Origin of the sequence: Sulfuritalea hydrogenivorans sk43H (assembly GCF_000828635.1) — a bacterium.
Lineage (GTDB): Bacteria > Pseudomonadota > Gammaproteobacteria > Burkholderiales > Rhodocyclaceae > Sulfuritalea > Sulfuritalea hydrogenivorans.
The window spans coordinates 728,220-740,613 of sequence record NZ_AP012547.1 but is presented as its reverse complement, the minus strand read 5'-3'; the positions used below and the strand labels follow the sequence as shown (position 1 = coordinate 740,613).

General features: G+C 62.5%; 13 protein-coding genes. 2 read left to right on the top strand and 11 right to left on the bottom strand.

Going from position 1 to position 12,394, the window contains the following annotated elements:
• Nucleotides 1–63: 63 nt before the first annotated feature.
• From SUTH_RS03640 to SUTH_RS03615, 6 genes are read right to left on the bottom strand one after another with little or no spacing between them, the layout of a single operon-like run.
• Complete coding sequence (locus SUTH_RS03640; protein WP_041097166.1) at nt 64–900, bottom strand: ExeA family protein; 837 nt, start codon at nt 898–900, stop codon at nt 64–66.
• Nucleotides 901–938: 38 nt separating this feature from the next.
• On the bottom strand, nt 939–2,675 hold the full coding sequence (locus SUTH_RS03635; RefSeq protein ID WP_041097164.1) for a secretin N-terminal domain-containing protein: 1,737 nt from the start codon (nt 2,673–2,675) through the stop codon (nt 939–941).
• Complete coding sequence (locus SUTH_RS18255; protein ID WP_231851094.1) at nt 2,672–3,052, bottom strand: hypothetical protein; 381 nt, start codon at nt 3,050–3,052, stop codon at nt 2,672–2,674. The genes SUTH_RS03635 and SUTH_RS18255 overlap by 4 nt, the downstream gene beginning before the upstream one ends.
• Nucleotides 3,052–3,777 carry a hypothetical protein gene (locus SUTH_RS03625; RefSeq protein ID WP_148312842.1) on the bottom strand — a complete coding sequence of 242 codons (726 nt, stop codon included), beginning with the start codon at nt 3,775–3,777 and terminating at the stop codon, nt 3,052–3,054. The genes SUTH_RS18255 and SUTH_RS03625 overlap by 1 nt, the downstream gene beginning before the upstream one ends.
• Nucleotides 3,774–4,487: a PilN domain-containing protein gene (locus tag SUTH_RS18250; RefSeq protein WP_052473168.1), complete on the bottom strand. Its 714-nt coding sequence runs from the start codon at nt 4,485–4,487 to the stop codon at nt 3,774–3,776. Before SUTH_RS18250 ends, SUTH_RS03625 begins: the two co-directional genes overlap by 4 nt.
• Nucleotides 4,484–5,335 carry a type IV pilus biogenesis protein PilM gene (locus SUTH_RS03615; protein WP_052473166.1) on the bottom strand — a complete coding sequence of 284 codons (852 nt, stop codon included), beginning with the start codon at nt 5,333–5,335 and terminating at the stop codon, nt 4,484–4,486. The genes SUTH_RS18250 and SUTH_RS03615 overlap by 4 nt, the downstream gene beginning before the upstream one ends.
• Nucleotides 5,336–5,696: 361 nt before the next feature.
• On the opposite strand from SUTH_RS03615, the gene SUTH_RS03610 reads away from it, so the two are divergent.
• The gene (locus tag SUTH_RS03610) at nt 5,697–7,403 is read left to right on the top strand and encodes a PglL family O-oligosaccharyltransferase (RefSeq protein WP_041097160.1); all 1,707 of its coding nucleotides are present in this window, start codon (nt 5,697–5,699) and stop codon (nt 7,401–7,403) included.
• A 2-nt stretch (nt 7,404–7,405) separates the two neighbouring features.
• Here SUTH_RS03610 and SUTH_RS20180 read toward each other — a convergent pair whose 3' ends face one another.
• From SUTH_RS20180 to SUTH_RS03585, 5 genes are all read right to left on the bottom strand, one after another.
• Nucleotides 7,406–7,762 carry a type IV pilin protein gene (locus SUTH_RS20180; protein ID WP_171817304.1) on the bottom strand — a complete coding sequence of 119 codons (357 nt, stop codon included), beginning with the start codon at nt 7,760–7,762 and terminating at the stop codon, nt 7,406–7,408.
• Nucleotides 7,763–7,815: 53 nt separating this feature from the next.
• Nucleotides 7,816–8,334, bottom strand: coding sequence for a type II secretion system protein (locus SUTH_RS20175; RefSeq protein ID WP_041097156.1), 519 nt, complete (start codon nt 8,332–8,334; stop codon nt 7,816–7,818).
• Between the two features lie 80 nt (nt 8,335–8,414).
• Nucleotides 8,415–8,861 (bottom strand): type II secretion system protein, encoded by a 447-nt coding sequence (locus tag SUTH_RS03595; RefSeq protein WP_041097154.1) that lies wholly within the window; start codon nt 8,859–8,861, stop codon nt 8,415–8,417.
• Between the two features lies 1 nt (nt 8,862).
• Nucleotides 8,863–10,095, bottom strand: coding sequence for a type II secretion system F family protein (locus SUTH_RS03590; protein WP_041097152.1), 1,233 nt, complete (start codon nt 10,093–10,095; stop codon nt 8,863–8,865).
• 7 nt (nt 10,096–10,102) lie between these two features.
• The gene (locus tag SUTH_RS03585) at nt 10,103–11,809 is read right to left on the bottom strand and encodes a GspE/PulE family protein (protein WP_041097150.1); all 1,707 of its coding nucleotides are present in this window, start codon (nt 11,807–11,809) and stop codon (nt 10,103–10,105) included.
• Nucleotides 11,810–11,925: 116 nt separating this feature from the next.
• Here SUTH_RS03585 and SUTH_RS03580 point away from each other — a divergent pair, with 116 nt between their 5' ends.
• On the top strand, nt 11,926–12,390 hold the full coding sequence (locus tag SUTH_RS03580; protein ID WP_041097148.1) for a tRNA (cytidine(34)-2'-O)-methyltransferase: 465 nt from the start codon (nt 11,926–11,928) through the stop codon (nt 12,388–12,390).
• The last annotated feature ends 4 nt before the right edge of the window (nt 12,391–12,394 follow it).

Below are 12,394 nucleotides of genomic sequence, written 5' to 3'. Positions count from 1 at the left end.
GTTCGCCGCTAAGCGGCTCCATAAGATGGCTGCGCCCCCTTGGGGCGGCCCGGCGGAGGGCGATCACCACCGTTGCCACCAGTGCAGCGGGGGCAGGCCTTCGGTATCGCGGCCCGCCAGCAGGACGTGGTTGCGGCTCACGCGGGTCTTGCCCTCGCCGTAGGCCAGCAGCATCGACTTGTGTGCCAGCACATTCACCAGGCGCGGCGTGCCGCTGGACAGGCGAAACAGCAAGCGCGCACTGCCCGGCTGAAAAACGTCCCCATCGCGATGCCCGGCCACGCGCAACCGATGGGCCAGGTAATGCGCCGACTCCTGCTGCTTGAGCCCCGGCATCCGGTAGTGAAACACGATGCGCTGACGTAGTTGGCGCACTGCGGGATTGGACAGCTTCTCGTCGAGTTCTGGCTGGCCGAACATCACAACTTGCAGCAGCTTGGATTTTTCGGTTTCAAGATTCGACAGCAGCCGCAGCGCCTCCAGACTTGCCAGCGGCATGGATTGCGCCTCGTCGATGCAGATCACCACCTTCTTTCCCTGTGCGGCCATGTCCAGCAGATGCTGGTTGAACTCCTTCAGGAGATGGAACTGGTAGTCGAGGCCCTGAAGCTTGAGGCCGAGTTCCTCGGCGATCGCGATAAGCAGGATGCGTGGCTCCAGCATCGGATTGGGCAGGTAGGCGACCACCTGGTCATCGCCGAGCGTTGCCAGAAAGCGACGGCACAGCAAAGTCTTGCCGGTACCGACTTCACCCGTGATCTTGATGAAGCCCTCACCCGTATTAAGGCCGATCAACAGGGTGTTGAGGGCTTCCTGGTGCGCGTCGGCGGAATAGATGAAGCTGGTGTCCGGCGTGATGCCGAATGGAAATTCATGGAGGCCGAAGTGATTGAGGTACATGGGAGCCTATTTCAGCAGAAATCATGCTCCGCGCAAATCTATTGCGCGGGTCTGACTGACGGGTAGGCCCGCACACGCTCCTGAACGTCCTGAATATCCTTGGTCCAGGCCCGGTCATTGTCGATCATGGTGGGTTTGATCAGGATGACCAGTTCGCGTTTGCGCAACGCAGATGAGCGCTGGCCCAGTGCGTTGGAGATAAACCCGGTGGCGCCCGGCAACTGCGAGCGGTCGGAGGTCTGTTCCTGGCGCATCAGGCCGCCGATGGCCACGATGTTGCCATCCTGGACGCGGACGATGCTGTCGGTTTCATTGATGCTGCTGGCCGCGAGCGGAAGAACGTAGGTGCCAAGCGCGCCCAGGTTGATGGTCTTTTCCTTTTCCACCACCGTGCTGATCGCCGGATGCACGTGCAGGATGATGTTGCCGTCCTCGTCGATCTGCGGCGTGACATCGAGCGAGATCCCCGAGAAATAGGGTTGCAGCGTCACGCTGGGCGACGACACCGAGCCGGTCGTCGTGGTCGTGGTCGACGAGGTGACGTTGGTCACGAACAACTCGTCGGTGCCGACCTTGAGTACCGCCTTCTGGTTGTTGAGCGTGGCGATGCGCGGCGACGACAGCACGGAGACGCTGCCCTGGGTTTCCAGGAAATTCAGCAGCGCCGCGAAATTCGAGGTCTGGAAAGCGAGGCCGATAAAGCCCTTGCCCAGCACCGACGCCGCGATCGAGCCGAACTGCCCCGGCGTCACCGATAGCGTTGGCGTGGCGGTCGTGCCTATCACCTGTGCCGTGCCGGCACCCGCGGTAAGCGTGGCGCCGGGCTGGCCCACGCCGACGCCGGAGAAACTGTTCGGACCGCTCTTGAAGGCGCCCCAGTTCACGCCGGCCTGGAAGTCCTCGGACAGCGTCACGTCAATGATCTTGGCCTCGAGCATGACTTGCCGCTCGGCAACCAGCTGGGTCGCCCGCAGATACTTCTCGACGTTGCGCAACTCGTGCGGCAGGGCGCGCACCAGAACCACCCCCGATGAAGCGTTGACGACCACGCTGCGGCCTTCGGCGGCGCCGACAATGGTGCCCAGCGCGCGATTCAGGTCGCCCCAGAAATCGCTGTCGGTGGTCATGCTGACGCGACTGGTATCGTTGCCGCGCGCGGAGGTCGAGGTGCCGGTGCCGGCCGGAATGGTCTGGCTGGTGGTCGGCGTCGATGTCGTGCCGCTTCCCGCCGTGCCGCCGCCGGCGGTCATCGAACTGCCGGTGACCCGCAGGTCGCTGCTGCCCTGGCGACGACTGGCGAGGTAGTTGATATGGAAGACGCGAGTCTTGATCGTGTTGGGCTCGATGAAGATGCGCTTGCCCTGCAGGCGGAATTCATAGCCATAGAGTTCGCGGATGGTGTCCAGCGCCTCCATCACGGTCACGTCCTTGAGGTTGACCGTGATGCTGCCGCTGATATCGGGCGGCAGCAGCATGCTGTAACGGGTACCCGACACCAGGGCCATGAAGACCTGCGTGGCCGGCGCATTGACCACCGAGAGATCGAAGCGCGGTTCGGTTGCCGCAATTTCAGCAGCCGCCTGCGGCGCCAGCGGCGGCATCAGCGACTTGTCGGTGACGTCGGGAGGAGGCGCCTTGCGCTCCGTCGCGGATTTCAGCAGGACGTCGTTGATCTGTCCCAGCACTTCGTTGCCGGGGCGCTGCGGTACGGCGCAGCCAGCCAGCGTCCCTGCAAGGAGCAGCAGCATCCAGTGCGCGTGGATTGCGTGTCTCATTTTTCCGTGGTTCCCGTCGTGCGCCGTTTTGCGGCGGCCGTCTTCTTTACCGGCACTTTTTCAATGTCGGGCGTCACTTTTATGACTTCGCGCCCGCTCTCCCCCTTCAAAACCACTTCGCTTTCGGTAATCTTCACCACCCGCTTGTCGCCGAGCTTGCCGCCGACCGTAACATGCTGGCCGTTGACCACCGCCACCGACTTTCCACCAGGACGCAGGATCACTGTCTGCACCCCGCTCTCCACCGACGCTGCCGCACCGCCCGCCGCCTCCGGCATCAAGACCCCGGGCGGACGCGTCGGGTCCGGCATCTGGGCCAGCGCCGAGGCCGTTCCGGCGAGCCCCGTCAACAGCAGCAATAACAGGTCGTGGCGCATCATACAATCAACCAGTTGCGATCAAGGCTCAGGGTGTACACACGCAACACCATGATGTTGCGCGGATGCTTCTCCACCGTGAGGCTGACGCTATTCCACATCACGCGCTGCGGCATGCGTTCGAGCTCCGCCAGATAGTTCAGCAAGTCATTGTAACTGCCCGCCAGCCTGATCTCGATACCATGCTGATAGATGCCTTCGGCCGCGCCACCGGGCTTGTTCTTGTCCGGGTCCTGCGCCGGCTGGGCGATCGCACCAACCGCCGCCGCGGGTTTTTCCGCCGGGGCCGGAGCGCCTACCAGCGTTACCGGCAATGTTTTCAGGCCGAGCAGCTCTATCGCGCGATTCCGCGCCAGGAGTCCTTCGAGGAATGCCTGCATCCGCGCCGGCGGCACCATGCCCGCCTCGAAGCTCGCGAGACGCTCGCCGACCTTCGCCAGTTCCTGCCTGGCCTGTGCCAGGCGCTTGCGATTGGATGCATCCGGATCCGCATTCTGCGCCGCGAGCGCGGCGATCTGCGCCTGCTGCTGAACGAGTTCGGTACGCGCCGCAAGCTCCGCTTTGGATGCCCCGCGTGCCGCGATCATGAACGGGTCGATCCAGAAGTTGAATATCAGGAAGCCCCCGCCCAACAACAAGGCACTGGCAACGATGATGCGCTCGCGGCGCGTCAGCGCGGCAAATTTGTCGGCCCACTGCGCCCATTGCGCGGACATGGCGCTCATTGCCTGGCGTCCTTCGCCTCGGCCATCTTCGGCATCAGGATGAAATCGACCGGGCGCGGCGCAAGAGTCATGCCCCCGGCAGAGCCAGGGGCGGCATCCCTTGCGGAGGGCACTGGTAGCACGGCGACACCTGCTCCCACGGGGCGAACCGCCGGGGGCGGATCGGCGCGATTCAAGGTCAGGGAAGCAAAACTGCGCCCCTGAAAAGCTTTCTCCGTGCCCAGGCGGCGAATGTAATCGGGCAAGGTGGCGGGATTCAGCATGCTGCCACGTATCTCCATGTCATTACCGCCGGCACCGATGGTGAAACCCGTCAGCCAGAGGCCGTCCGGTGCCTGGCGGGCAAAACCGCGCAGATACTCGGAAAAACCGCCGGCACTGCCGACGGCTCCGCTTTCCAGCAGGCGGGCAATTTCGCCGCGACGACGCAACAGCGCCTCGGCGCTGTCCACTTCGGCAATCAGTTGCACGCCGGGTTTGCGTGTCGCCGCGGCCTTGGTCGCGGCTTCCACCTGGTCCCTGGCTGTCTTCAGCTGGGTCTCGACCGCCGCCGCCGCTTCCCTGCGCGCAGCGGCATCCTGCCAGGCCCAGCCGCCGGCCACCGCCAGCAAGCCGTAGAGCGCGGCGGCGGCAAGCGCCAGATTGCGCAGCGTGAGCAGTTCGTGCTGCTTGAGAAAGCGCGGATGGTAGAGATTGATCTGTGCGCTCATGCCGCCGCCGGTTCGTCGCGCAGCGCGGCGCCGATTGCACGCAGGCATTGAAACTGGCGCAAGGGATCCAGCAGGGCCGGTACGGCACCGAGGTCCAGGACGCGCGAAACGTCCAGCGGCACCACCGAGATCGTCAGGTTGGCACGCAGATGAGCAAGGAAACCATCGACGCCGGGAATCGGCGCCACCAGAAGATGGGCCAGTGGAATTGCGCTGTACATGCGGTCGAAATTGTCCAGCGAGCGCTGCACATCCAGCGCAATTCGCTCGAACAGCATGCCGCGACGATCGCCGTCGGCGGTCATCAACTGGCGTGCGGTAAGCTCGACGTGGCGCACCACCAGCAATTCGCCGTCCCGGGTGAAGGTAAGCAGGCCTTCGTCTTCATCGAAAATCAGGGTCGCCTGGCCGCGGCCCTCTTCCGCGAACAGGGTCGCAAGATTGCGCTGGGACATCTCTGGCAGATCGATCGCCGCCAGCGGCACCCTGGCCGCCTGGAACGCCTGAACCAAAGGCGCGATGGCCGATTCGGGCGAGATCGCGGCAAACACCTGCGGCGTCCGGCCATCGGACGGGATCGGCAACAGGTCGATGGCCGCCGTATCGACCGGAAACTCGACCTGATCCTTCAGCTTCCAGCGCACCACTTCTCGGGCTTCGTCGGGCGCGCCGGCGACCGCGTCGGTCTGGATGAGCTGGTACTTGCCGTGGCTGAGCAATGTGGTGCAGCGGTAATGGTCGAGTCGCATCGGTTTCTTCAGCGCGCTCAGGGTTGCCTCGTCATCGACGCCTTTTTCGACCGAGTCGGCCAGCAATACCGCTGGCTTGCGACCGGGTTCGCGACGCATATGAACCAGATCGACGCGCCCCTCCCTCATCGCGACGGACAACCAGCCTGGCTCGGTTCTTGGCTTAAGGAAATTTGGCACTTGACGCATCGACACCCGTTTTTGGCCGACTATACTAGCCGAAGGCGATAGAGAAAGCAGGGATATCAGGCGGGAACGGCGCTCAATTGGAAGGTTCGCGAAGCAAGGGCGAAAATCTGGAATTGTCCGCCCCGAGTACATGTAGTGCAATCAACTGCCGGAAGAGCCGAAATAGATGCTAGGCTCATCGACAGACTCTTCCTGCCGCCAAAGCTGCCGACCCTGAATGTCCATGTCCCGGAACACCAAGCTGGGGAGTACTCGCTCACAGACAATCTGGATGCAGATCAGCCTGCTTCTGCTCGGGCTGATGGTGACGGTGCCTTTTCTGAATCCGATCCATCACCACCCCATACCTTCGTTCTATGGCGAGTGGTGGGCGCTGGTTCTTGGCCTGCTGGCGGCAACGGCGGGGCTTCTGGCGGCGCCTGTGCGGCTGGTTCTGCCATCCATCCTGAAATTGCCCGCCCTCTTCCTGGCGGTCGTTCTGGTTCAATGGCTTGCCGGGATGATCGCCTATCCCGAGTTTGCCCTGTTCCATATCGGATACCTGGCATGGGCTGCGGTAATCGTCACAATGAGCGCGACTCTGTCGGATCGGATCGGGCGGGATCGCCTGTTTCGGTCGATTGCGGCAGCGATTCTTGTCGGTGCCCTGCTCAGTGCCGGAATTGCCTTTGCCCAGCGACTGAATCTGTCCATCAGCCCCGAACTGATGTTTCCGCAGCGGGGGGGGCGAATGCTGGGAAACATTGCGCAATCAAACAAACTGGGCAGTTACCTTTGGCTGGGCATCCTCTCCGTCCTGTATCTGCGCGAACAGAAGGCGGTCTCCAACCTTGCCGCATTTGTCTTCGTGCTCTTGCTTGGTACGGCAACAGGGCTCACCGGCTCGCGCATGGCTCTGGCCAACGGGGTTGCGCTGGTGCTTGCCGCCTGTTTCGCCTATCGCATCGGTACGCGCAGTGACAACCGGTTCCGGATTTCATTCCTGCTCCTTGCTCTGGCAATGCTGCTTGGTGCAAAACCGCTTTTCTCGAATCTGCCGAGGACGGGCATGGAGCCGGTATCCGCGGCGGAACGCCTGACCGAATCAAATATCGGCGGTGACGCGCGGATCGAGCTATGGCGCGACACACTGACCATCATCGGCGACCACCCCTGGGTCGGCAACGGTGCCGGCAACTTCCCATGGCGCATGGTCGAGGCCGCGGCCCGAGCACCGGCAGGCGCTGCAACCCATCCCGGCGCCGAACACTCGCATAACATCGCCCTGCAAGTCGCCGCCGATTTCGGCATACCCTTGCTTGCGCTGTCCGCGGCAATTCTTGCCATCTGGCTGTTTCACCTGCGCAAGTCGCGACTGGACGGCAGCATGTGTTTCGGCCTGGCGGTGCTGATCGTATGGGCCATCCATTCCCTGCTCGAATACCCCTTGTGGTACACGGATGCGCTGGGAATCTTCTGCCTTGTCCTGGGCGCCATCGATCCTCGCGCCGCCTCAGTCGCGTACCCGGCTCGCCGCCCGATACTTCCGGCCGCACTTGCAGCGGGAGTATTGGCGCTGATGCCTCTCAGGCTGGACTATGCTCGGCTTGACGAAGCGACCAATCGCATTCCAGGCACGCCAACTGCCGCCGACTGGAAGCAGCGCATCGACACGGTTGCCGATATCGCCAAAAATTCAGGGCTGGGCTCTTATGCCTATATAGCGCTCGGATCTCTGCTGGAACCGGAAGAACGACTGGCCGCTGCGCAAAGCCACGTCTGCGAGCGCGCAATGAAACTCTGGCCCGATGCGGCCATCATTGCTCGCTGCGCCTATCTGCGTCACTTGACGGGGCGCACGGCCGAAGGAAAAGAACTGCTGGAAATGGCCCTCGCGGCCTACCGCGATTCGTCGAAACAAGCGGCGATTGGCACGGCGCTGGAACTTGCGGCGAAAAAAAACCCCGGCGCAAAGGCCGGGGTTTTTCCTGTGCGCTGAGCTTAATTGATGCCCATGCCAGTGAACGTCCGGCCGATTCCGTTACCGGTTACGGTGCACGTCGCCGTGCCGTCGGCGGAAATGGCGCCCCCTGTAACCACATAGCCGGTCGGCAACCCCCCCTGCAACACCGCTCCGGTATTGCAATCGGTCACGGCGGTTCCATAACTTGAGTTCACCTTCCGCGACGCGTAGTTCACGGACATTGCCGATCCCATTGCGCCCGCTACCCCGTCAACCGCCGCCGTTTTGGCGTCACCCGACAGGTCAATGAACTTCGGCAATGCGGTGGCCGCCAGAATGCCGAGTATCACGATCACCACTACCAATTCGATCAGCGTAAAACCTTTTTGTTTCATATCCATCTCCCGAGAAATTGAGTCCTGCCTGAATCTTTTGCAATACTTTACCGCTAGCAGCCTGAACTTACCACCGAAATCACCGGCGCAACAATGGCTGTGCCGCTGAGTGTCGCCTCCTGATAGGTAATCCGGCAGTTGGGCAGGGTGCCGCCGGCCACGTCGAAAGTCCGGGTGGTTCCCGTTCCGCCGGGCGTCAGGCCATCGGCGGTCGGGTTCAAGGCTGCGGCGACGTCGATACCGGCCGCCGTGGCCGCCGGGTAGCGATTGACGATATCCACCATGGTGCCGTCCATGTTCACCTTGGGCGGTGTCGATGCGCAATTGACTGCGGTGGCGCTCGGTGCCACGCCTGAAATATCCAGCTCGCAGCGCGAGCGGGCCAAAGCGACAGCAGAGCGGATCGAGCCATAAATCGCATTGGCCTTGGCGATGCGCGCATCGCGCTGAGCGTCGATCAGGCGCGGCAGGGCGACGGCGGCAAGAATGCCGATGATGGTGATGACGATCACCAGTTCGATGAGTGTGAAGCCACGTGCAAGCGATGAAGTGCGGCCTGATTTCAGGGTCATGGAGGATTTCCGTTCATTGACTGGCGAAAAATAACAGGTAAACCGGGAGCCATTTTGATGATTATCAGCCGTGGAAGCATTCAGTTTATCCCTACCAGGCTTGCACCGACGGGGCGCCCCGATGAATCGTTGCGCGCAACATAGCGCCAGCGCAGCTCCGTTGCATCGGCAAACGCCTGTGGCAAGCGGGGGAAATAGACAAGTTCGCGGTTCGCGGCGTCGTAAGACCACTGACCCGGCCCGGACGGCGTGCGACCTTCGCGGAAACCTCGCGGCCGATGCCCGAGAAAGTCTACCGGACTGGCCGCCGCGACTTCAGCTATTCGATATTCCTCGCCGCGCATGATGCGCTCGCCTATCGCCAACTGGATGCCGACACGGATGTTGCGCACGGTGAGGTCGACTTCGGTGCGCTCCGCATCCTCCTGGATGACGTTCAGGCGCAGCAACAGCGCCGTGGCAAGCACGCCGAAGATCGCCACCGTGACGGCGAACTCGAACTTGCTGGCACCGCGCTGACGCCTCATGTCATCTCTTCATGGTCACCTTGCCCAGGTCCCACAAGGGCAGGAAGATGCCAAGCGCCAGGATCAGAACCATGATGCCCAGCGCAAGAATGAGAATCGGCTCGATCTGTTGCGCCAGCGTCTTCAGTTCGTACTCGACCTCGCTCTGGTACATGTCGGCGACTTCCTTCATCATGTCGTCCAGCGCGCCCGACTCTTCGCCGACGGCTATCATCTGCAGCACGACGGGGGTGAACACACCGGCCGTGATCGAGGTGCGCAGGATGCTCTCGCCGCGCTCGACACCGTCGCGCATTCTTTCGACCTTATCCGCGATGTAGGCGTTGTCCACGGTTTCCGCCACGTTGGTCAGGGCCTGGATGATCGGCACGCCGCTGCGCGATGCCAGGGCGAAGCTGGCTGCAAAGCGCGCCAGAGTGGCTTTGCGGATGATCTTGCCGGCAATCGGAATCCGTAGCTTTAAGCGATCCCATGTGTAGCGGCCATTGGTCGTTTTCAGCCAGGCCTTGAAGCCGAAAATCCCGACAATGGCGCCAAGCAGCAAGACATGCCACCAGTTCAGCATGAAGTCCGAAAATCCGATCAGGATGCGCGTCATCAGGGGCAGTTCGGCGCCGAAGCCCTTGAACACCTTGGCGAAGGCCGGAATCACGAAAATATTGACGATGACGATGGCAATGGCCATGGCAGCGACGACGAACGAGGGGTAGCGCAGCGCGGACTTGACCTGATCCTTCATGAAGCGCTCGAACGCCAGGTGGTCGAACAGGCGGATGAAGACCTCCTCCAGCCGGCCCGTCATTTCGCCCACGCGCACCATCGACAGATAGAAGGGCGAGAACACCTTGGGGTGGCGGGCCAGCGACAGCGAGAGTTCGCGCCCGGAATCCAGGCTTTCGCGCACATCCTGCAAGACGTCCTTCATCGCCGGATTGGCACTGGATTCCTGCAAGCCGGCCAGCGCGCGCATGATCGGCACGCCGGCACGCAACAGGGTATGGATCTGCCGCGAAAACAGCAGCACGTCGATGTGCTCGACTTTCTGCCTGAGCAGTTGGAAGCCCGTAGCAGCGCCGGCTTCGGCCCTTGCCGCAGTGGCCGCCGGCTTGATCTCGATCGGCGTGACGCCGCTGCCGACTATCAGATCGGCCACCGCACCGGCAGTCGCGCCCTCCATGACGCCCTGCACGATGTCTCCGTCGCCGTTGCGGCCGCGATAGGCGAAGCTGGCCATATCGTTCCTATTCTTCCAGCTGCGTGCTGATGCGCATGGCTTCCTCGATGGTGGTGCGTCCGCTGACCACGAGACGCACGGCATCGCGGCGCAGCGTGTTGCCGGCCATCTGTTCGCGACCGATCTGCATGAACTCGTTGGGATCGCCCCGGTTCACCGCTTCGACCAGCGCATTGCTCATGTCGAGAAGTTCATACACCGCCTGGCGGCCCTGGTAGCCCGTGTTGGCACAATGGCTGCAACCCATTCCGCGCTGATACGAAATGCCGTCGACGCGGTCGCCGAGTTCCATCTTGAGCCATAAATGCTCGTGCGGCGCCGGCGTGTGGGGAGTGGAGCAGTTGCTGCAGATGACGCGAACCAGGCGCTGCGCCAGGACCATCTGGATCGACAAGGCGACCATGTAGCGCGGCACGCCCATGTCCAGCAGGCGAATCGGGGTCGACAGCGCATCGTTGGTGTGCAGTGTCGACAACACCAGGTGGCCCGTCATCGAAGCGCGCATGCCGATCTCGGCGGTTTCCTGGTCGCGCATTTCACCCAGCAGGATGATGTCCGGGTCTTGCCGCAAGGCGGTGCGCAGCACGCGACTGAAGGACAGGTCGATCTTCTCGTGCACCTGCACCTGATTGAGGCCTGGCAGGCGATACTCGACCGGATCCTCGACGGTGATGATCTTCTTTTCCGGGGTATTCAGTTCGTTGAGCGCGGCATACAGCGTGGTGGTCTTGCCCGATCCGGTCGGCCCGGTCACCAGCACGATGCCGGATGGTCGCGTGATGGCATGGCGAAACCGCTCCAGGACATGCGGCGGCATTTGCAGCTTGTCGAGTTGCAGCAGGCCGGTGTTCTGCGCCAGCAGACGCATGACGACGGATTCGCCATGCTGGGTCGGCATCGACGAGATGCGGATGTCGATCGCCGTGTTGCGCAGCTTGATGGCGAAGCGGCCATCCTGCGGCAGGCGTTTCTCGGAAATGTCCAGGCCGGACATCAGCTTCAAGCGCAGCACCAGCGCCGTGGAAATCTTAGAATCGGCTTCGGTCTGTACATGCAGCACACCGTCGATGCGAAAGCGGATCAGCAGCGATTTTTCCTGCGGCTCGATGTGGATGTCGGACGCGCGCATCTTCAGCGCCTCTTCGAACACCGAGTTCAGCAGCTTGACGACCGGCGCGTCCTCGGCGCCGGCGGTGAGACCGAGGAGGTTGCCGAACTCGGTCGAAACATCGCCCATGTCGGCGGTGAGCTCCTTGGCCAGGCCGCTGATTTCCGCCGCACGACTGTAGACGCGATCGATCGAGGAGAGCAACTGGCTCTCGGTCACCACGGCAAGGTCGATCTCGCGCTTGAGCACCCGGGCCAGTTCGTCGAACGCCGTAAGATCGGTCGGGTCGGCCATGCCGACCACCAGCATGCCGGCGCGTTCGGCCAGCACCAGCGCGCGATGTCGCCGGGCCTGGGCTTCCGGCAACAGCTTGATCAGCTCGGGCTGGAGCTTGAAGGTCTTGAGGTCGATGAAATCCGCACCGAGCTGGCGCGCCAATCCCGTCGAAATACCCTCTTCGGTGACATAACCGTTTTCCACCAGAACCCGGCCAAGCTTGCGGCCCGAGCGCTTTTGCTCGTCAAGCGCGAGCTTGAGTTGCTCGCCGGTGACAAGGTTTTGCTGCACCAGCATGTCACCAAGGCGGATTTTTTCCGGACGTGCCATCAGGCGATCTCCAAAGCGGCCTTAAAATCGGGGCCATTGCAGCTGTGATTTTGCACGAAAGTCATACGCTAATCATCTGATTTTACAGAAGCAGCAGTTTTCGGAGGTGTCCGCAAGTGTTCCATGTCGTGCTCGTCGCCCCGGAGATCCCGCCCAACACAGGGAATGTCATTCGGCTTTGCGCGAATACGGGGGCAAAACTGCATCTGATCGAACCGCTCGGCTTCGACCTGTCCGACGCCCAGTTGCGCCGCGCGGGGCTGGATTACGCCGAGATGGCATGCGTCACGGTGCACCCGGACTGGGCGGCGTGCCGCACCGCGCTCGGCGGCGCCCGGCTGTTTGCGCTGACCACCAAGGGAATGCGCCGTCATGCCGGCGCCGACTGCCGACCGGGTGATGCCTTCGTCTTCGGTTCCGAATCGCGCGGACTGCCTGAACACGTGCTGGCCGATATCGACCCGGACCATCGCCTGCGACTGCCGCTGATCCCCGGCAATCGCAGCCTGAATCTGTCGAACGCCGTGGCCGTGATGGTCTATGAAGCCTGGCGGCAACAGGGATACGCCGGCGGCTCGTAGCGCT

What these genes read in the sequence shown, in the direction of transcription:
- SUTH_RS20180 (WP_171817304.1), bottom strand. Translation starts at nt 7,762, where the DNA reads ATGAAACAAAAAGGTTTTACGCTGATCGAATTGGTAGTGGTGATCGTG.
- SUTH_RS03635 (WP_041097164.1), bottom strand. Translation starts at nt 2,675, where the DNA reads ATGAGACACGCAATCCACGCGCACTGGATGCTGCTGCTCCTTGCAGGG.
- SUTH_RS03585 (WP_041097150.1), bottom strand. Translation starts at nt 11,809, where the DNA reads ATGGCACGTCCGGAAAAAATCCGCCTTGGTGACATGCTGGTGCAGCAA.
- SUTH_RS03590 (WP_041097152.1), bottom strand. Translation starts at nt 10,095, where the DNA reads ATGGCCAGCTTCGCCTATCGCGGCCGCAACGGCGACGGAGACATCGTG.
- SUTH_RS20175 (WP_041097156.1), bottom strand. Translation starts at nt 8,334, where the DNA reads ATGACCCTGAAATCAGGCCGCACTTCATCGCTTGCACGTGGCTTCACA.
- SUTH_RS03610 (WP_041097160.1), top strand. Translation starts at nt 5,697, where the DNA reads ATGCAGATCAGCCTGCTTCTGCTCGGGCTGATGGTGACGGTGCCTTTT.
- SUTH_RS18250 (WP_052473168.1), bottom strand. Translation starts at nt 4,487, where the DNA reads ATGAGCGCACAGATCAATCTCTACCATCCGCGCTTTCTCAAGCAGCAC.
- SUTH_RS18255 (WP_231851094.1), bottom strand. Translation starts at nt 3,052, where the DNA reads ATGCGCCACGACCTGTTATTGCTGCTGTTGACGGGGCTCGCCGGAACG.
- SUTH_RS03640 (WP_041097166.1), bottom strand. Translation starts at nt 900, where the DNA reads ATGTACCTCAATCACTTCGGCCTCCATGAATTTCCATTCGGCATCACG.
- SUTH_RS03615 (WP_052473166.1), bottom strand. Translation starts at nt 5,335, where the DNA reads ATGCGTCGCGAACCCGGTCGCAAGCCAGCGGTATTGCTGGCCGACTCG.
- SUTH_RS03595 (WP_041097154.1), bottom strand. Translation starts at nt 8,861, where the DNA reads ATGAGGCGTCAGCGCGGTGCCAGCAAGTTCGAGTTCGCCGTCACGGTG.
- SUTH_RS03625 (WP_148312842.1), bottom strand. Translation starts at nt 3,777, where the DNA reads ATGAGCGCCATGTCCGCGCAATGGGCGCAGTGGGCCGACAAATTTGCC.